The organism is Pseudomonas sp. FBCC-B1565 (assembly GCF_059133265.1).
On sequence record NZ_CP101438.1, the window covers coordinates 4,982,042 to 5,001,552 of the forward strand.

At 57.3% G+C, this 19,511-nt stretch carries 12 protein-coding genes; 9 read left to right on the forward strand and 3 right to left on the reverse strand.

From position 1 onward, the window contains the following. The first annotated feature begins 104 nt into the window (after positions 1 to 104). Both ygfZ and NL123_RS23100 read left to right on the forward strand, forming a co-directional pair. Positions 105 to 1,046: a CAF17-like 4Fe-4S cluster assembly/insertion protein YgfZ gene (gene ygfZ / locus NL123_RS23095; protein ID WP_248486814.1), complete on the forward strand. Its 942-nt coding sequence runs from the start codon at positions 105 to 107 to the stop codon at positions 1,044 to 1,046. Between the two features lie 36 nt (positions 1,047 to 1,082). Beyond that, positions 1,083 to 1,904, forward strand: a complete 822-nt coding sequence (locus NL123_RS23100; RefSeq protein ID WP_494356429.1) for an HDOD domain-containing protein — start codon at positions 1,083 to 1,085, stop codon at positions 1,902 to 1,904. On the opposite strand, the gene NL123_RS23105 is transcribed toward NL123_RS23100, so the two are convergent. Together NL123_RS23105 and NL123_RS23110 are read right to left on the reverse strand one after the other, a co-directional pair. After that, complete coding sequence (locus NL123_RS23105; protein ID WP_464708161.1) at positions 1,905 to 3,290, reverse strand: sensor histidine kinase; 1,386 nt, start codon at positions 3,288 to 3,290, stop codon at positions 1,905 to 1,907. It lies immediately after the preceding gene. Continuing rightward, the gene (locus NL123_RS23110) at positions 3,283 to 3,954 is read right to left on the reverse strand and encodes a response regulator (RefSeq protein ID WP_010212220.1); all 672 of its coding nucleotides are present in this window, start codon (positions 3,952 to 3,954) and stop codon (positions 3,283 to 3,285) included. Before NL123_RS23110 ends, NL123_RS23105 begins: the two co-directional genes overlap by 8 nt. A 235-nt stretch (positions 3,955 to 4,189) precedes the next feature. Between NL123_RS23110 and NL123_RS23115 the strand changes: the two genes are divergently transcribed. From NL123_RS23115 to NL123_RS23145, 7 genes are all read left to right on the forward strand, one after another. Next, a complete protein-coding gene (locus tag NL123_RS23115) occupies positions 4,190 to 5,482 on the forward strand; it encodes an OprD family porin (RefSeq protein WP_494356430.1) in 1,293 nt (430 codons plus the stop codon). Positions 5,483 to 5,509: 27 nt separating this feature from the next. Continuing rightward, positions 5,510 to 6,499 (forward strand): Bug family tripartite tricarboxylate transporter substrate binding protein, encoded by a 990-nt coding sequence (locus NL123_RS23120; RefSeq protein ID WP_162276416.1) that lies wholly within the window; start codon positions 5,510 to 5,512, stop codon positions 6,497 to 6,499. Positions 6,500 to 6,558: 59 nt separating this feature from the next. Beyond that, positions 6,559 to 7,017 (forward strand): tripartite tricarboxylate transporter TctB family protein, encoded by a 459-nt coding sequence (locus tag NL123_RS23125; RefSeq protein ID WP_058425152.1) that lies wholly within the window; start codon positions 6,559 to 6,561, stop codon positions 7,015 to 7,017. 1 nt (position 7,018) lies between these two features. Then, positions 7,019 to 8,533, forward strand: a complete 1,515-nt coding sequence (locus NL123_RS23130) for a tripartite tricarboxylate transporter permease (RefSeq protein WP_494356431.1) — start codon at positions 7,019 to 7,021, stop codon at positions 8,531 to 8,533. Next, entirely contained in the window at positions 8,526 to 9,554 is a 1,029-nt protein-coding gene (locus NL123_RS23135) for an AbrB family transcriptional regulator (RefSeq protein WP_494356432.1), read from the forward strand. Before NL123_RS23130 ends, NL123_RS23135 begins: the two co-directional genes overlap by 8 nt. Positions 9,555 to 9,709: 155 nt before the next feature. Continuing rightward, positions 9,710 to 13,219 (forward strand): YncE family protein, encoded by a 3,510-nt coding sequence (locus NL123_RS23140; protein WP_494356433.1) that lies wholly within the window; start codon positions 9,710 to 9,712, stop codon positions 13,217 to 13,219. 389 nt (positions 13,220 to 13,608) lie between these two features. Further along, positions 13,609 to 17,109: a YncE family protein gene (locus NL123_RS23145; RefSeq protein WP_494356434.1), complete on the forward strand. Its 3,501-nt coding sequence runs from the start codon at positions 13,609 to 13,611 to the stop codon at positions 17,107 to 17,109. Between the two features lie 67 nt (positions 17,110 to 17,176). Here NL123_RS23145 and NL123_RS23150 read toward each other — a convergent pair whose 3' ends face one another. Beyond that, entirely contained in the window at positions 17,177 to 19,450 is a 2,274-nt protein-coding gene (locus tag NL123_RS23150; RefSeq protein ID WP_494356435.1) for an autotransporter outer membrane beta-barrel domain-containing protein, read from the reverse strand. Between the last annotated feature and the right edge of the window lie 61 nt (positions 19,451 to 19,511).

Here is a 19,511-nt window from a genome sequence, read left to right on the forward strand (position 1 = left end):
CGACGGCACCGGAACAGTCGGCTTTGGTCGCCCCATACGGAAACTATCCATTTGCCGGGCGCCCCTCTATGATGCACCCATGACTTTTTGACCTGCGATGACCCATGGCTGACTCTGCTTTCTTCTGCCCCCTTTCCCACGAAGGCGTTCTCGCCGTCCGCGGCGCCGACGCTGCCAAATTCCTTCAGGGCCAACTGACCTGCAACCTCAATTACCTGAGCGACACCCAGGCCAGCCTCGGCGCGCGCTGCACGCAAAAAGGGCGCATGCAGTCGAGCTTCCGCATCCTGCTGCAAGGTGACGGTGTGTTGCTGGCCATGGCCAGCGAGCTGCTGGAGCCGCAACTGGCCGACCTGAAGAAATACGCCGTGTTCTCCAAGTCCAAACTCACCGATGAAAGCGCCGCCTGGGTGCGCTTTGGCCTGGTCAATGGGGATCAAGCCCTCATAAGCCTTGGCCTTGAGCTGTCGGCAGAGACCGACAGCGTCGCCCGCAGCGATACGTTGATTGCCATCCGAGTCTCCCCTGATCGCGCTGAACTTTGGGTGCCTGCCGAGCACGCCAACGTTATACGCCCTCAATTGGCTGCGAATCTCAAAGAAACCGACCTGAATGAATGGCTGCTGGGTCAAATCCGCGCTGGCATCGGCCAGGTCATGCCCCAGACCCGCGAGCTGTTCATCCCGCAGATGCTCAACCTGCAGGCCGTGGGCGGCGTGAGCTTCAAGAAAGGCTGTTACACCGGCCAGGAAATCGTCGCGCGCATGCAGTACCTGGGCAAACTCAAACGTCGCCTGTACCGTTTGAGCCTCAATGCGCCGGAAATGCCCGAGCCAGGCACTCCGTTGTTTTCTCCCAGCCATAACAGCTCGATCGGCGAAGTGGTGATCGCCGCAAAAGCTGACCAGAGCGTTGAACTTCTGGCCGTGTTGCAAGCCGAAGCTGCCGAGAGTGGCGATGTGCACCTGGGCACACTGGAAGGTCCAGGCTTGCGACTGCTCGACCTGCCTTACACCCTCGACCGCGATCGAGAGATCCAGCGTTAATCGCCGTACCTTCTTGCAACACCCTAGAGAGCATGAATGAACAAGCTGGCGGAAAAAGTCCAACAGGCTTTGGTGAGGGCCATCGATAACGATGACCTGGTTCTGCCGACATTGCCGGAAGTGGCCCTGAATATTCGTCAGGCCGCAGAAGACCCGGAGATCAGCATCAGCCACTTGAGCAAAGTGATCGGTCGCGACACCGCGCTGTCGGCGCGCCTGATCAAAGTGGTCAACAGCCCGTTGTTGCGTGCGACCCAGGAAGTCACCGACCTGCACACCGCCATCACCCGGTTGGGCACCAACTACAGCAGCAACCTGGCGATCGGCCTGGTCATGGAGCAGATCTTCCACGCGCGTTCCGACGTGGTCGAACAAAAGATGCGTGATGTGTGGCGCCGCAGCCTGGAGGTCGCGGGTGTGAGTTATGCCCTGTGCCGCAGCCACACACAACTCAAGCCGGACCAGGCGGCCCTCGGCGGCCTGGTGCACCAGATCGGTGTGCTGCCGATCCTGACCTACGCCGAAGACCACTACGAGCTGCTCGCCGACCCGGTCAGCCTCAACCACGTCATCGAGAGCATCCACCCACTGCTGGGCGACAAACTGCTGGGCGGCTGGGACTTTCCGGAAATGCTGGCGAAACTGCCTGGCCAATACCTGGATCTGGAACGCGATTCAGCGCGCCTCGACTACATCGACCTGGTGCAGGTCGCCGTGCTGTATTGCCATCGCGGCACCGATCACCCCTTGGCCAGCGTCCCGGTTTCCAGCTTGCCGGCCATGCAGAAACTGCGGGTCGACCCTTACAGCGACGCCTTGCGCGCCGAGCTGGATGAAGCCCGCTCGATGTTCTATTGATCAACCCGCGATAAAACTCACCCGCACTTTCAGCCCGGCCTGCTCGCCATCGTGCAGGCTGATCTGTGCCAGGTGCGCCCGGCAGATTTCGCCGACGATCGCCAGCCCCAGGCCAGAGCCCATGCCCTGCTGGCTGCGCCGGTAGAAACGCTCGAACACCCGGTCCCGCTCATCCAGCGGGATGCCCGGCCCATCATCTTCCACTTCCAGTATCGCCGGCGCCGTGACCCGCAGGATCACATTGCCACCCGGTGGCGTGTGCGCCAGGGCGTTGTCCACCAGGTTGCTCAGCAACTCGTTCAACAGGGTTGGCTCCCCGCGCAGCCACACCGGCTCGTCGGCTTCCAGCGCCAATGCCACGCCGCGTGCGTGGGCCAGCGGCGCCATGGCCATGCCCAGCTCACGGGCCAACTGGCTGAGGTCGAGCAACTGCGCGCCGCCTTCGGCAATGGCGCGGGCACCATTTTCGATGCGTGCCAGGGACAACAGTTGATTGGCCAGGTGGGTCAGGCGGTCAGTGCCCTGGGCTGCGGTTTCGAGGGTGCTGCGCCAGGTGGCGGGGTCCTCGGCGCGCAGGCCCAGTTCCAGTCGGGCCTTGAGCGCGGCCAGTGGCGTACGCAACTCATGGGCCGCATCGGCAATAAACTGCGCCTGGCGCTCGAACTGGCCGCGCAGGCGTTCGGTGAAATGGTTGAGGGAACGCACCAATGGGCCGAACTCATGCTGCACTTCCACCAACGGCAAGGGCCGCAGGTCGTCAGGCTGGCGTTCTTCCACTGCCGTACGCAAACGCTCCAGTGGGCGCAACGCCGCGCTCACGGCGAACCACACCAGCAACAACGCGCCCACGGCGAGCATGCCCAGGCGCAGCAAGGTGTCGGCCATCAGGCTGCGAGCCATGCTCACGCGTGCTTCATCGGTTTCGGCGACACGGATTTCGGCCATGCCGTTCATGTTCGGTTCGGACACCGCCTTGAGCAGACTCACCACCCGCACCTGCTGGCCCTGGTAGATGGCGTCGTAAAAGCGTGCCAGTGCCGGATAGTCATCGGTGCGTGGCGTACCCGGCGGTGGGCCGGGAAGGTTTTCGTAGCCGGAGATCAGTTTCTGGTCGATGTCATTGACCTGGTAGTAAATGCGCCCGGCACTGTCGTAGGCAAAGGTGTCCAGGGCCACGTAGGGCACGTTGGCGCTCAGGGTGCCGTCCACCTGGGTCAAGCCGGCGGCGATGGTACGCGCCGAGGCCAGCAGCGTGCGGTCGTAGGCGGTGTCAGCGGCCTCGCGACCGTTCCAGTAGGCGCTCATGCCACTGGCCAGCATCAACAGCACCAGCAACAGCGCCAGGTTCCACAACAGGCGCCAGCGTAGGCTGCTGGGCTTATGCATCGCGGGCTTCCAGCAAATAGCCGAGGCCGCGGAAGGTGACGATGGCGATGGGCTGGCCATCGAGTTTCTTGCGCAAGCGGTGCACGTAGATTTCGATGGCGTCGGGGCTGGCCTCTTCGTCCAGGCCGAACACCTGGGAAGCCAACTGCTCCTTGCTCATCACCCGACCCGGACGGGCAATCAGCGCCTCAAGCACGGCTTGCTCGCGGGAGGTGAGCGTCATCAACTCTCCCCCGACCGTGAAGCGTCGCGTATCGAGGTCGTACACCAGCACGCCGCAGGCCTGCTGACGCTCACCACCCAACACGCTGCGGCGCAGCAGCGCCTTGACCCGCGCCTCCAACTCCGTCAGTTCGAACGGTTTGGCGAGGTAGTCGTCCGCCCCCAGGTTGAGGCCGTGCACGCGGTCTTTCACATCGCTGCGCGCGGTCAACATCAGCACCGGCAGGTTTTTGCCACGGGCGCGTAACCGCGCAAGCACCTCGAAACCGTCCATGCGCGGCAGCCCCACATCGAGGATCGCCGCCGCGTACTCCTCGCTGCTCAGGGCCAGGTCCGCCGCCACGCCGTCGTGCAGCACGTCAACGGTCAAACCCGTGCTCTTGAGCGCTTGCGCGACACTTTCGGCGAGTTGCAGATGGTCTTCAACCAGCAAGACACGCATGGATTACTACCTCATTCAGGGGTGGTCGGCGCCACGCTTTGGCGGGCAGTTTACAGGCGCCGACCGGCCTGTGAAGCCCGAAAACATTGAAAGCCGACTGAAAGGTTAGTGAAAGCTTCGCCCTTTAGCATCCAGCCACGGTGGTCTATGCCCGCCGAGCTGCCTTAACCGCAGCGCCCGAAAAACGCCTCGACGCGTTTTCGCCAAAATAAGAACAATAACGGAGTACACAACGATGCTGTCGACACAGCCCCAGGTCCCCTCGCCTGTTCGTTTTTCTCGCCTGACCCAGACCGCCCTCGCCAGTGCTGCTACCCTTGCCGGCTTTTCGCCGCTTAGCCAGGCTGCCTTCTTCGAAGACAGTAGCGCGACCCTGGAAACCCGCAACATGTACTTCAACCGCGACTTCCGCGACGGCACCAGCGCCCAGCAATCCAAGCGCGACGAATGGGCCCAGGGCTTCATGCTCAACCTGCAATCGGGCTACACCGACGGCACCGTCGGCTTCGGCGTGGATGCGCTGGGCATGCTCGGGGTCAAGCTCGACTCCAGCCCCGACCGCACCGGCACCGGCCTGTTGCCTACCCATGATGATGGCCGCGCCGCCAACGAATACTCCAAGCTGGGCCTGACCGGCAAAGTGAAGATCTCGGCCACCGAGCTGAAGATCGGCTCGTTGATCCCCGAGCTGCCGATCCTCAAGCCCAATGACGGGCGTATCCTGCCGCAGACCTTCAACGGTGGCCTGATCACCTCCAAGGAATTCAAGAACCTGGTGTTCACCGGCGGGCGCCTGGACAAAGCCAAGGACCGCGACGACACCAATTACGAAGACATCGCCCTCAACAACAAGAACAGCCGCTTCGTCAGCGGCGCCACCGGCAAACACTTCAATTTCGGCGGGGCCGACTACAAGTTCGCTGACAAGATCACCGGCAGCTACCACTTCGCCCAACTCGACGACGTGTACCGCCAGCACTTCCTCGGCCTGGTCGCCTCGCGCCCGATGGGTCCTGGCACGTTTGGCACCGACCTGCGCCTGGCCATCAGCGATGACACCGGCGCCGCCCGTGGCGGCAAGATCGACAACACCTCCCTCAACGGCCTGTTCAGCTATGCCCTCAACGGCCACAAGCTCAGCGCCGGTTACCAGCACATGTCCGGCGACAGCGCCTTCCCCTATGTGGATGGCAGCGACCCGTACCTGGTCAACTTCGTGCAGATCAACGACTTTGCCGGCGCCGAAGAGCGTTCCTGGCAGGCGCGCTACGACTACGACTTCGCCAAGCTGGGCATTCCCGGCCTGAGCTTCATGAGCCGTTACCTGTCGGGTGACAACATCAAGCTCAAGAACGGCGAGACCGGCAAGGAGTGGGAGCGCAACACCGAGATCAAGTATGTGGTGCAAGCCGGCACGTTCAAGGATGTGGCCGTGCGCCTGCGCAACGCCACGTACCGCTCCAACTACTCGGCCCGTGACGCAGATGAAGTTCGTCTGCTGGTCAGCTACAGCGTTGCGCTCTGGTAGTAACCCCTCATAACAACAAAGACGGAGATAACCATGACCCTTTCACTGCGTAAACTGGCCCTCGCCGCCGGCTGCATGCTGTTCGCCGGCCAACTGCTGGCCGCTGACGAACCCAAGCGCCCGGAGTGCATCGCCCCGGCCTCGCCGGGCGGTGGTTTTGACCTGACCTGCAAACTGGCGCAAAGCGCGCTGGTCAACGAGAAGCTGTTGAGCAAGCCGATGCGCGTGACCTACATGCCCGGCGGCGTGGGCGCGGTGGCTTACAACGCCGTGGTTGCACAGCGCCCTGCGGACGGCGGCACGCTGGTGGCCTGGTCCAGCGGTTCGCTGTTGAACCTGGCCCAAGGCAAGTTCGGTCGCTTCGATGAAAGCGCCGTGCGCTGGTTGGCAGCGGTCGGCACCAGCTACGGTGCCATCGCGGTGAAAGCCGATTCGCCCTACAAGACCCTCGACGATCTGGTCAAAGCCTTGAAGAAAGATCCGGGCAGCGTGGTGATCGGTTCCGGCGGCACCGTCGGCAGCCAGGACTGGATGCAAACCGCGCTCATTGCCAAGGCCGCCGGGATCAACCCGCGCGAACTGCGTTATGTCGCCCTTGAAGGCGGCGGTGAAATCGCCACCGCCCTGCTCGGCGGCCATATCCAGGTGGGCAGTACCGACATCTCCGACTCCATGCCGCACATCCTGAGCGGCGACATGCGCCTGCTGGCGGTGTTCTCCGAACAGCGTCTGGACGAGCCGGAAATGAAGAACATCCCAACCGCCAAAGAGCAAGGCTACGACATCGTCTGGCCAGTGGTGCGTGGCTTCTACCTCGGGCCAAAAGTCAGCGATGCCGACTACGCCTGGTGGAAAGACGCCTTCGACAAACTGCTGGCCTCCGAGGAGTTCGCCAAGCTGCGTGACCAGCGTGAGCTGTTCCCGTTCGCCATGACCGGCCCGGAGCTGGACACCTACGTGAAGAAACAAGTGGCTGACTACAAAGTGCTGGCCAAAGAGTTCGGCCTGATCCAGTAATCGCCCCTCTTTTGTGTGGCCACGCCCTTTAGCCAAGCGGCGTGGCCCAGGAGTTCCACATGCTCTTACAACGCATTTTCGCCGCCGCGCTGCTGCTGGCCTGTGCCGGCCTCGCGCTGATGGCCTGGCCGTATCAGGCGTCGTTTTCCTACGAGCCGGTAGGGCCGCGCGCCTACCCGCTGCTGATGCTCGGGCTGATGAGCCTGGCACTGATCTACATGCTGTTTCGTCCACAACCGACCAAACACACCGAAGAAGAACCCGCGCTGGACCGCGAAACACTGATCAAGATCGGCGTGTGCGTCGCGCTGTTGATCGTGTTCGCCGGCACCTTCGAACCCCTGGGTTTCATCCTCAGCAGCATGCTGATCGGCATCCCGATGGCACGCCTGTATGGCGGCCGCTGGTTGCCCAGCGTGGTGATCGTCAGCCTGATGGCGATCGGTCTTTACCTGCTGTTCGATAAAGCCATGGATGTGCCGCTGCCCCTCGGCCTGCTCGACGTTCTGGAGAACTGATATGGATACTTTCGGCTACTTGGGCCAGGGCTTCGGCGTTGCACTGTCCCCTTACAACCTGGTGACCGCGCTCTGCGGCACCCTGATCGGCACCGTGGTCGGCCTGTTGCCGGGCCTGGGCCCGATCAACGGCGTGGCGCTGTTGATCCCCATCGCCTTTGCCCTGGGCCTGCCGCCGGAATCGGCGCTGATCCTGCTGGCAGCCGTGTACCTGGGCTGCGAATACGGTGGGCGCATCAGCTCGATCCTGCTGAACATCCCGGGCGAAGCCTCCACCGTGATGACCACCCTCGACGGCTACCCGATGGCCCGCAAAGGCCTGGCTGGCGTGGCGCTGTCGTTGTCGGCGTGGAGTTCGTTCATCGGCGCGTTCATCGCCACCTGCGGCATGGTGCTGTTTGCGCCGCTGCTGGCCAAATGGGCGATTGCCTTCGGCCCGGCGGAATATTTCGTACTGATGGTGTTCGCGATTGTCTGCCTCGGCGGCATGGCCGGGGACAAACCGCTGAAGACGTTTGTAGCGGCGCTGATCGGCCTGTTCCTCTCGGCGGTCGGCATTGACGCCAACAGCGGTGTGTATCGCTTCACCGGCGACAACATCCACCTCACCGACGGCATCCAGTTTGTCGTGCTGGTGCTGGGTCTGTTCTCCATCAGCGAGATTTTGTTGCTGCTGGAAAAAACCCACCGTGGCCAGGAAGCGGTCAAAGCCACCGGACGCATGATGTTCAACCTGAAGGAAGCGGGCGCGGTGTTCGTGGTGAATATCCGTTGCGGCCTGCTCGGTTTCATCATGGGCGTGCTGCCCGGTGCAGGTGCCACGTTGGCGTCGGCGGTTGCCTACATGACCGAAAAACGCCTGGCCGGTGCCAGCGGTAAATTCGGCCAGGGCGACATGCGCGGCCTCGCCGCTCCGGAAACCGCGATTGGTGCGTCCGCCTGCGGTGCCCTGGTGCCGATGCTAACCCTCGGCGTTCCCGGCTCGGGCACCACGGCGGTGATGATCGGCGCACTGTCGCTGTACAACATCACCCCGGGTCCGCTGCTGTTCCAACAGCAACCGGACATCGTCTGGGGCCTGATCGCCTCGTTGTTCATCGCCAACGTCATGCTGGTGATCCTCAACATCCCGATGATCCGCATCTTCACGCGCATCCTCGCCGTGCCGAACTGGGCACTGGTGCCGGTGATCGCGATCATCACCGCCATCGGGGTGTACGCGGTGCACGCCACCACCTTCGACCTGTTCCTGATGGTGGGTATCGGCATCTTCGGCTACATCCTGCGCAAGCTCGACTTCCCGCTGTCGCCGGTGCTGCTGGGCTTTATCCTTGGCGGCCTGATGGAACAGAACCTGCGCCGTGCGCTGTCGATCTCCAACGGTGACCTGCAGATCCTGTGGTCGAGCCCGATCACCTTTGGTGTATGGGTACTGACCGCGCTGATGCTGGCCTTCCCGCTGCTGCGTATCTACCGCAAGCGCGCCCTGCAGCGTCGTGCCGTGGCCGATGTCTGAGGTCACCTTCAAACATTGGTGGGGCACACCGCTGGTCGGCCTGGCCGGCGGTTACCTGGCCAGCCTGGTTGGCTGGCCGTTGCCGTACATGGTCGGTTCGCTGCTGGCGATCATCCTGGTGCGTTGCCTCACGCCGTGGCAGTTGGCGGAGATTCCCGGCGGGCGCAAATGCGGCCAATGGGTGGTGGGCATCGGCATCGGCCTGCACTTCACGCCAGTGGTGATCGAACAGGTGATGAGCCACTTCGGCCTGATCTTCTTCGGCGCGCTGGTCACCAGCCTGTCGAGCGTGGTCGGTGTGTGGCTGATGCGCCGCAGCGGTGAAGACCGCGCCACGGCGTTTTTCTCGAGCATGCCGGGCGGTTCCGGTGAGATGGTCAACCTCGGCGCACGCAATGGCGCGGTGTTGAGCCGTGTCGCGGCGGGCCAGAGCCTGCGGGTGCTGGTGGTGGTGCTGTGTGTGCCGGCGATCTTCAAGTACTTGCTCGAAGGCGGTACACCGCAGTTTCACCCGGCGCCGGTGAGCTGGCCGTGGCTGCTGGCGCTGTTTCCGCTGGGCGCCTTGGTCGCCTGGGGTTGGCAGCGCTTGCGCCAGCCGAACCCTTGGTTATTCGGGCCGTTGCTGGTGAGTGCCACGGCCAGCGTCGTGTGGGATTTGCATATCGGCCTGCCCGATGGCGGCAGCCAGATTGGCCAGTGGTTGATCGGCAGTGGCCTGGGTTGCCACTTCAACCGGCAGTTCTTTCGTCGGGCGCCGTCGTTCATGGGCCGTACCTTGATCGGCACCGCGTTGACCATGGCGCTGGCGACGTTGGCGGCCGTGGGGCTGAGTGCGTTGACACACCTGGACCTGCGCTCATTGACCCTGGGCATGATGCCCGGTGGCATTGCCGAGATGAGCCTGACCGCCGAGACCCTGCAACTGTCGGTGCCACTGGTGACGGCGATGCAGGTGATGCGCTTGTTGTTTGTGTTGTTTCTGGCGGAGCCGTTGTTCAGGCATTGGAATCGCCCGTCTTAACTCTTGCGCGATGGCACGCTCCGCCTCCTCATTACCGCTCGTCGGCACTGTCAAATCTCACAGCTATCGCCGCGCTGCCGCCTGGCTTTGAATGAAATCCGGACCTCCCGCGTATGCGATGAGCCACATTTCTATCTCAATCAGGGATCACGATCATGACAACCGCTGCCGGTACGCCAATCACCACCAACTGCGACATTCCCAAACCGCAGGATGAAGATGTCTACGAATTCGACCTCAGCCAACCCGAGCAAGTACCCCGTGTCGCGTTCGCAGATTTATCGTTAGATATACCCGGCCTCAGGGTGCCCTATATTGGTTACCATGGCGGGATCAATAAAGCGGCGAAAAATCTCAACCCTGAAAAAGGTCTCTTGTGTATTCTGAAGTCATACTTGGATATGGCAGAAAATGATTTCGTCGAGCTGTTCTTCGGAAGTGCTACTGTGCCGGCAGCCTTTACGACAGTTTCTGATACCCAAGCTTCAGCGGGGTTATCGATTTCCTTGTATGTATCAACCGCATGGCTTGAATACGGTCCCATCTCCCCCTGTTATTTCAGGGTGACGCGTGCTGGCGGAGGCACAGCGGAGACGGATAAATTCAGCTTCTTTGTTGACGATATTGACCCTGCCGGACCAAACCCAGACACTGGAACTTATCACGACTATATGACTGCACCGCAATTGGAGCAACACATCATCGACAATGGCGTGCAGCCAGAAGATGCTCAGATGGGCGTCAAGATAAAAATCCACAAGTACCCAAACAGACCAGGTTTGAATCCGCTTTATAATTGGGCCGCACGAGATACAATTTGGTTGACACTCAACGGTCATGTCGTTAAGCATGTAATAACAGAAGGCGAAGCGGCAGGTACGGGCCCAATCACCATCATCGTCTACAACGCCACATGGGACAAAGTCGGCTACGGCGATGTGATCATTCAATTTTATGTGATAGACGAAGCTGGGAATAAAACAGTTGCCCCCTCCCCGCTGACAATTGTCGAGTCTTTTGTCGGCAACCCACATCCTCTTTTAGCTCCACCTTTTATCGCTGAGGTTAACGGTGAAGGGAAGGTAGATATTGGCCTACTGGAGGGTGAAGATGCGACCATCGTTATTAATGTCCCTAGCAATGGCTACCAAAAATCTGATGTAATAGAAGTATTCGCAGTGGGATATACCGCTGGAGGAACCCGTATCGAAGAGGTATATACCGGCACCATCGACTCAGTCTTTGTTAACAAGCATATTTCGTTGCCTTTCAAAGATTTAGAAACGCTGGTCGGCGGCAGCCTGCGTATTCGCTTCGAACGTATACGCGCAGGCGTCACACCTAATCGTCGTTCGAAGGTCAATGTATATGAAGTCATTGGCGACTCGATCCCGGTCGAGCTTCCTCCTGCGAGAATTCTTCAGGCACCGGACGGCAATATACCGGTAGACGCTCCATCGATTACCGTCTGGATCGATCCCTATACCGGACAAGACTCGTTCGACGCAGTGCTATTGATTTTAATCGGAACCTACGTCAATGGAGCCGGTTACTATCGAGAAGTAGGGCCGCGACCCGCCGGAAAAGGCAACATTATCTTTAACCTCGCAAACGGTCCCGACGGCGACATTGCCCGTCTTGAAGGTGGCACCCTGGACGTTCTTTATTCAGTCACGAATGAGGCCGGAACTCGTCCGTCTCAAGTTGCCAACTTTGATGTAGGCGAACTTGTCCCTTCATTGCCTATTGTTGAAATTGAAGAGGCCCCGCCACCAGATTATGTATTTAATCCATCCGTGAGCCTTTTTGGTGCAACCGTCCTTGTCAAGCGCAACTCGGCATTCACTCTAGGCAGTACCGTTACAGTGCATTTTGACGGTTCTGCAGCGGGTGGCAGTACCACTAAATCTTTCCCCATTACCAATATTTGGGTGGGGAGAGACCTATACTTCGATATCGAACGTACTTTCGTGGTAGCCAACCTCGACAAATCAGCCAGGATTTATTACACACTGAATAAGCCAAATGAACGTACGCGTATTTCCCACGCAGTGGATATGCGAGTTGGGGCGCCGCTGAATCTTCCTGTGCCGGAAATATTGGAGGCCACTGTCGTAGTGCCTGGAAAAAGTGCCACGATGAATCCTGCTCATGTTCTAAATCCACCCGTATTTACGTATCGCGTGCGTTATACCATGCACAACAGCGACCTGATTCAACCCTATTTTAGCGGCAAGTCAGGTTTGGGGACCCCAACTATTACGCCGAAATATGGAAACGCGGCAGCTGGTTTTGTTGACTTTCAGATAGGCAATGCAGCAATCGCCGCCAACTTGGAAACACACGTCACCGTAGAATACAGGGTAACGCGGGGAAATGCGACGTTACCGTCAGACCCACTGGACCTAGAAATACAAGCACTCCCTAACTCCGTTGCAAATGTGGTTTCGATACCGCAGGCCATCGGTGGCGCGCTCAATCCACATACTAGTAACAGCGTGCAAATCCTGAACTATCCCTTCATGAAGGCCGGGCAAGCCGTATGGATTGATCTAGACGGTGAAGAAGATCATGAACTGCGCAGCGGTGCCCCCGTCAGCCTCCCCGAGGCGAACGCTAAAAAGATTGATGAACCTATACCGATCAGCTATCAACTGAAACTCAGCAATAACTCTGACCTGGATGTCCGGACGCTGGTTTCACTCGACGGTACCAACCTTAAAAGCTCGGCGACCGCGCTTTACTCGCCGAGTTACGTTGTTAAGAGACAATCAGGGATTATTAAAAATATAACCGTTGGCACAAACCCCCACCACATCGAACTCAGCCATGACGGGAGGCTAGCTTATGTAACGAATTACAGCAGTAACACGGTGTCGGTCTTCAACACCCTAACCCACCTTGTTGTCGCCACTATTTCTGGGTTCTCCAGCCCCTACAGACTAAAACTACATCCTGATGGAGTGCGTTTGTTCGTCGGCAACCTCGGCACAAAAACAGTATCCATCGTAAATACGGCGACCAACACTATTATTGCGACCATTACTGGATTTAACAGTGTCTTTGGAATCGCCTTCAACACCTCAGGATCTCTCCTTTACGTCTCCTGTAACTATGACGCTTTTGTCTATGTTCACAACACCACCAACTATGCTCGACTAAACAGCCTGAAAGTTATTTACCCTACTGGACTTGATATCAATCCTGAGGGCACTCGCCTATATGCCCCTAGCCGAACTGTGACCACAATTATCAGCACAACAAACAATGGCAGTCTTCTGGGTGACATCCCAGGCACATCCTACCCTAGAGATATACGCTTTAGCCCACACAACTTCAGTGCACCAAAAGCATATATAACCAATCGCGGATTGAATGACACAGGCACTACCGTACTCGTGCTCAACTCCACCACCAACAAGATAGACAAAACAATAACCGGATTTAATGCCCCCAACGGCATAGGCTTTAACCCCATTACCGAAGAAGCGTATGTATCCGAGGCTAGAGGCAACTCGGTAAAACTTATTGACACCCGCACCGACACCGTCATAAAAACCATTAGCGGCTTCAACACTCCCGAGGGAATAGCAATATCAAACGACGGAGCTTATGCATATGTCTGCAACACTGGGGGCTCAACTGTTTCTGTCGTCGCCCTTTAAGTGTTAAGTTGGCGACTTAAAAGCCTGTTTACGTAGTTAAAAAACTGCCCTGAACTGGAGATTCAGGGCAGTTTTTCACGCCAAAGAAGGGCAACCAAAAACCTTCATCACTGCTTAGAAGTCATACCGCCCCCCACATCCCCCCCCACGGCTGGTCAACGCTCTTGCCCATGCTGCGCTCGACATCGGCGTGAACCTTCCAGTTCTTCGACACAGCCATGGCCAGTCCGTCCCCCTGTTTCAGGTGACCCAGGCCTGGCCCTCTACCGCTGGTCGGCACTGTCATTTATCACAGCTATCGGTAGACGTTTGCTCGATATTGAATGGACTACAGGCTTCTCGCACGCGTTGCGATACCCCCCCCCAATTGTTCAATCGAGGAGTACATCATGTCATCCGAAATCATTCCCCTTGATCACGTCTCACAGCCTTCCGAGGAAGATGCCGTTTACGAATTCGACCTCAGCCGACCCGAGCAAGTACCCCGTGTCGCGTTCGCAGATTTATCGTTAGATATACCCGGCCTCAGGGTGCCCTATATTGGTTACCATGGCGGGATCAATAAAGCGGCGAAAAATCTCAACCCTGAAAAAGGTCTCTTGTGTATTCTGAAGTCATACTTGGATATGGCAGAAAATGATTTCGTCGAGCTGTTCTTCGGAAGTGCTACTGTGCCGGCAGCCTTTACGACAGTTTCTGATACCCAAGCTTCAGCGGGGTTATCGATTTCCTTGTATGTATCAACCGCATGGCTTGAATACGGTCCCATCTCCCCCTGTTATTTCAGGGTGACGCGTGCTGGCGGAGGCACAGCGGAGACGGATAAATTCAGCTTCCTTGTTGACGATATTGACCCTGCCGGGCCAAACCCAGACACGGGAACTTATCACGACTATATGACTGCACCGCAATTGGAGCAACACATCATCGACAATGGCGTGCAGCCAGAAGATGCTCAGATGGGCGTCAAGATAAAAATCCACAAGTACCCAAACAGACCAGGTTTGAATCCGCTTTATAATTGGGCCGCACGAGATACAATTTGGTTGACACTCAACGGTCATGTCGTTAAGCATGTAGTAACAGAAGGCGAAGCGGCAGGTACGGGCCCAATCACCATCATCGTCTACAACGCCACATGGGACAAAGTCGGCTACGGCGATGTGATCATTCAATTTTATGTGATAGACGAAGCTGGGAATAAAACAGTTGCCCCCTCCCCGCTGACAATTGTCGAGTCTTTTGTCGGCAACCCACATCCTCTTTTAGCTCCACCTTTTATCGCTGAGGTTAACGATGAAGGGAAGGTAGATATTGGCCTACTGGAGGGTGCAGATGCGACCATCGTTATTAATGTCCCTGGCAACGGCTACCAAAAATCTGATGTAATAAAAGTATTCGCAGTGGGATATACCGCTGCAGGAACCCGTATCGAAGAGGTATATACCGGCACCATCGACTCAGTCTTTGTTAACAAGCATATTTCGGTGCCTTTCAAAGATTTAGAAACGCTGGTCGGCGGCAGCCTGCGTATTCGCTTCGAACGTATACGCGCAGGCGTCACACCTAATCGTCGTTCGAAGGTCAATGTATATGAAGTCATTGGCGACTCGATCCCGGTCGAGCTTCCTCCTGCGAGAATTCTTCAGGCACCGGACGGCAATATACCGGTAGACGCTCCATCGATTACCGTCTGGATCGATCCCTATACCGGACAAGACTCGTTCGACGCAGTGCTATTGATTTTAATCGGAACCTACGTCAATGGAGCCGGTTACTATCGAGAAGTAGGGCCGCGACCCGCCGGAAAAGGCAACATTATCTTTAACCTCGCAAACGGTCCCGACGGCGACATTGCCCGTCTTGAAGGTGGCACCCTGGACGTTCTTTATTCAGTCACGAATGAGGCCGGAACTCGTCCGTCTCAAGTTGCCAACTTTGATGTAGGCGAACTTGTCCCTTCATTGCCTATTGTTGAAATTGAAGAGGCCCCGCCACCAGATTATGTATTTAATCCATCCGTGAGCCTTTTTGGTGCAACCGTCCTTGTCAAGCGCAACTCGGCATTCACTCTAGGCAGTACCGTTACAGTGCATTTTGACGGTTCTGCAGCGGGTGGCAGTACCACTAAATCTTTCCCCATTACCAATATTTGGGTGGGGAGAGACCTATACTTCGATATCGAACGTACTTTCGTGGTAGCCAACCTCGACAAATCAGCCAGAATTTATTACACACTGACCAAGCCAAATGAACGTACGCGTATTTCCCACGCAGTGGATATGCGAGTTGGGGCGCCGCTGAATCTTCCCGCGCCGCAGATTTTGCAATCAACCGTTATCATACCGGGCAAAAGTGCCACAATCGATCCGCTCCATGTAGTCAGTCCGCCGGTAGCCACGATTCGCGTCCAGTACAACATGCTGGACGCTGACACTATCCAACCTTTCATTAGGGGAAAGATGGGTATAGGCAGCCCAACTATTGCACCAAAACTCGGTAACACCGCCCAGGGTTATGTTGATTTCAACGTTTCAAACATTGTCGTTGCCGCTCACTTAAATGAGGAGTTTAACGTTGACTATGTAGTCACACGAAACGGTTCTGACACCCCTTCAAACTCACTGAATGTAAGAGTCTTCCCGCTTCCTGACTCGGTCACGAACGTGGTGAGCATTCCTCAAGCTTCAGGAGGTCAAGTCGACGCCAATACTGCCAACACGGTACAAGTGCTCGAATACCCCTTTATGCAGCCAAGTCAGCCTGTTTGGATAACTTTTGAACATGATGATGGAACATTAGATTATGTAGTGCGTAACGGCGTTCCAGTAACGCCTGCAGAGTACAGCTCCAGAAAAATCATCACCCCGATCCCCAACGACTACCTGAAGTCACGCCCAAATGGAAGTTCCCTTCGCATTAAAACACAGGTCTCAATGGATGGGCTCAATAGTCAAAACTCTACCGTGCGTTTGAATGCACCACCCTACAGTATTAAAAGACAGGCGGGGATTGTTGCTCACATTGATGTAGGTGCGAACCCTGCTAGATTGGTCATTAGTCCAGATGGAAGCAGGGTTTACGTGACCAACCGAAGCTCTCACACCGTCTCGGTAATATCAACAGCCACTCACAAAGTAATTCACACCATCCCTGGATTAAACTCGCCCTATGCTATCGCTATAAGCCCAGATGGCGGAAGGTTGTACGTGAGCAACATCAGATCACAAAGTGTCACAGTCATCAACACAACCAGCTATGCCTTCATCAATCAGATAACAGGGCTTTCCGGCCCCTATACAATTCTGTTAAACAAAGATGGGTCACGTCTATATGTTGCCTGTTATAATTCACACACCTTGAACACCCATGACACTCTCGATGGCAAACGCCTATATACGCTGTCAGGGTGTAACTACGCTGCCGGGCTGGCTTTCAACCCAAGCCAAACCCGACTTTATGTAGGTAGTCAAACCACAGTTCATGTTATTGACCCAGCGTCCAATGTCCGTGTGGCAGCGATTACAGGATTCACTCTGCCTCTAGACATGGCTTACAGTCCGCATAACACCAGCACAAATCCGACACTCTACGTGGCTGATACCAACGGAGATAACGTTCATATAATTAATGCAGGCTCCAATATCAGACGCCGTATCCTACCCGCATTTGCCGCTCCATACGGCATCGTCATGCATCCTACTCAACCACTCGCCTATGTTACCGACGCCGATAATAATACGGTAAAAATAATAGACACCATTCAGGAAACGGTGATCGATGCTATCCCGGGGTTCAATCACCCCTTCGGAATTGCTATCAGCCGCGACGGTTCCACCCTTTACGTGACCAATGGCTCGAGTACTACAGTAACGGTCGTAAACACCTGAGTTCTAATAACCTAGAAACAAAATGCCCCGTGCTTTCCAGCCCGGGGCATTTTTCATTCATGCGCGCTTAAAAGTCATACCGCACCCCCACATTCACCCCCCACGGTTGGTCAACACTCTTGCCCATGCTGCGCTCTACATCGGCATGGACCTTCCAGTTCTTCGACACGGCCATGGCCAGACCAGCTGCCATTTCAACCCGAGTGCCCGACAGGTCGTTGTTGAAGCTGTTGCCGTTCACCGACACCTTGTTGCTCTGGTTGAACTCATGGGCAACGGCAGTCCGCAAGTACGGCTGCAATACACTGCCACCGTCCAGCTGGATGTCACGTCCGGCGGTCACACCGGCCTTGCCCACCACCGAAGCGGTACGCGCGCCCTTGGCTTGCAGGCCGTTATCCAGCTCGTAGCTCTGGCGCTGGATGATTGCCGTGGCCAACTGGCCGTAAGGTTCCACGAAGAAGCCGTCGTCCAGCTTGATGTGGCGGCCCACCTCTGCCGAAGCAGTCACTGCGTTTTGCGTGTAGTTGCCCTTGGCTTTCCTGCCGTCGCTCATCGCCACGTTGGACTCATTGTGCAAGCGGTTGAACTTGAGCACGCCGTCGAAGTAGAAGCCGCTTTCAGCGTCCAGCCATGTGGCATAACCACCGGCGTAGTAGCTGTTGACGGTGGCTTTGCTGCCACGGTTCAGGTCCAGGTCGGAGGTGCTGTGACCGGCCAGGAAGCCTCCCAGCCATTGGCCGTCGCCACCGGACAACGGTACGTCGGCACCCAGGGTGAAGCCGCGTTGGACCTGGTTGTACTGCACACCTTTATCGCGGTTATTCACTTCAAACTTGTTGCCGTACGTACGGCTCCACAAGCCGCTGGACTTGCCATCACTGTGACGCAACTCACCCATGCGGGTACGCAGGTTGGTCATTTCGCCGTAGAGCACGCTCGGCGCCGCGTTGGCCAGGGCCAGTACGGAGTGGGTGCTCGGGCTGATCACCTTGCTGCCCGGGTCCAGCAGCCAGTCCTTGCCTTCGTTGTCGTTGACCAGGCTGTAGGAGTATGTGCCCACGTCCACACGGTCACCCAGCAGGCTGAACTTGGCGCCGCCATCGGCGGTGTGCACCACGTGCAGGCGGTCATCGCTCAACGGGTCGGCACCGCTGCTGGCGATCAGCAGTTTGTGATCACCCGACGACGTCCCGGTGACGTTAAGGAAGTCACCGGTCAACGTGGCGAAATCCGCCGTCATGATGAAGGTGCCGTTGCCCGACAGGTTTTCCACGTCCAGTTGGTAGAACACGCCTGGGTCGCCAAACTTGACGTTGCCGCCGCTCAGGGCCAGGTCGCCCACTTGCTGGTTGTCGACCATCACCCAGGTGGCGTCGCTGTTGATCGCCAGCTTGTCGACGTTCTCCAGGCGACCAGTGAGGATCGAGCCGTTGCTCAGGCCAACGCTGGCGCTGCCGCCGTTGTTGATCACGTCGCCGTTCATGATGGCGTGGTCGAGGCTCAGGTCCAGGGCGCTGCCGGTGCCCACCTGGATGTTGCCGGTCAGGGCGCTGTTGTTGACGCGCATGTTGGCGTTGCCGCCAGTTTTCAACTCAAGCAGGTTGCCGTTGCTGCCTATCAGGGTAGAGCCGTTATTGACATCAATTTCAGCGGTGATCGGTGTATCGACCACAATGGCAGCGCCTGCCAGCCCCTCTACACGTGTACCTTCCAAGCGCAGCTCTGGCGAGTTGGGTACGGTGCTGTGTTCGCGGGTCATGCGGACACCGTCGGTAGCACCGGTGATTTGACTATTGAAGGCATTGGCCGCGCCACCGCGCAGGATCAACCCGGCCTGGGAACCGCCCACCAGTTTCGAGTCATAGAGGTTCAAGGTGCTGTAGGAGGTTACATTGGCACCATAAGTCGCACCGCGGATTTCACTGTTATTGCTGACCTCTGCGAAGGAACCCGTGACCGTCGACGGATTGCGTACCACGTCCAGACCACCCGCCCGGGTACTGGTAATAAGAGTGTTGTTGATATGTGCAGTGCTGTTGCTCAGTATTACTGCGGTGGTGGTGGCAGTGGATGAAACCCGTGCGCCTGTCAGGTTTACCGTCGAATCAACCGACTGAATGTCGCGCACTGTCGCACCGCTATGCACATTCAGCGTGGCATTGTTTTTCAGCCGAAAGTTATCAACGTACGTTACTGGATAGACATCTTTGGTCGTTCCATCCAGTTCTTCCAGCGCCAGGGTTTGAGCGCTCAGGAAACACATCGGGGCAACAGCGATAAGCTTGATCGCGGCCGATAATTTGGAGTATTTAAAGCGAGAAGAATCAATTGTGTGCATTGCCAGTGAGCCTCAGAAAAGTACCAGTTCGAACCCGGAGGCCACATCGACCGGCCTTCCG

Coding starts and splice junctions, on each gene's coding strand:
- ygfZ (WP_248486814.1), top strand. CDS start 105: ATGGCTGACTCTGCTTTCTTCTGCCCCCTTTCCCACGAAGGCGTTCTC.
- NL123_RS23100 (WP_494356429.1), top strand. CDS start 1,083: ATGAACAAGCTGGCGGAAAAAGTCCAACAGGCTTTGGTGAGGGCCATC.
- NL123_RS23105 (WP_464708161.1), bottom strand. CDS start 3,290: ATGCATAAGCCCAGCAGCCTACGCTGGCGCCTGTTGTGGAACCTGGCG.
- NL123_RS23110 (WP_010212220.1), bottom strand. CDS start 3,954: ATGCGTGTCTTGCTGGTTGAAGACCATCTGCAACTCGCCGAAAGTGTC.
- NL123_RS23115 (WP_494356430.1), top strand. CDS start 4,190: ATGCTGTCGACACAGCCCCAGGTCCCCTCGCCTGTTCGTTTTTCTCGC.
- NL123_RS23125 (WP_058425152.1), top strand. CDS start 6,559: ATGCTCTTACAACGCATTTTCGCCGCCGCGCTGCTGCTGGCCTGTGCC.
- NL123_RS23130 (WP_494356431.1), top strand. CDS start 7,019: ATGGATACTTTCGGCTACTTGGGCCAGGGCTTCGGCGTTGCACTGTCC.
- NL123_RS23135 (WP_494356432.1), top strand. CDS start 8,526: ATGTCTGAGGTCACCTTCAAACATTGGTGGGGCACACCGCTGGTCGGC.
- NL123_RS23140 (WP_494356433.1), top strand. CDS start 9,710: ATGACAACCGCTGCCGGTACGCCAATCACCACCAACTGCGACATTCCC.
- NL123_RS23145 (WP_494356434.1), top strand. CDS start 13,609: ATGTCATCCGAAATCATTCCCCTTGATCACGTCTCACAGCCTTCCGAG.
- NL123_RS23150 (WP_494356435.1), bottom strand. CDS start 19,450: ATGCACACAATTGATTCTTCTCGCTTTAAATACTCCAAATTATCGGCC.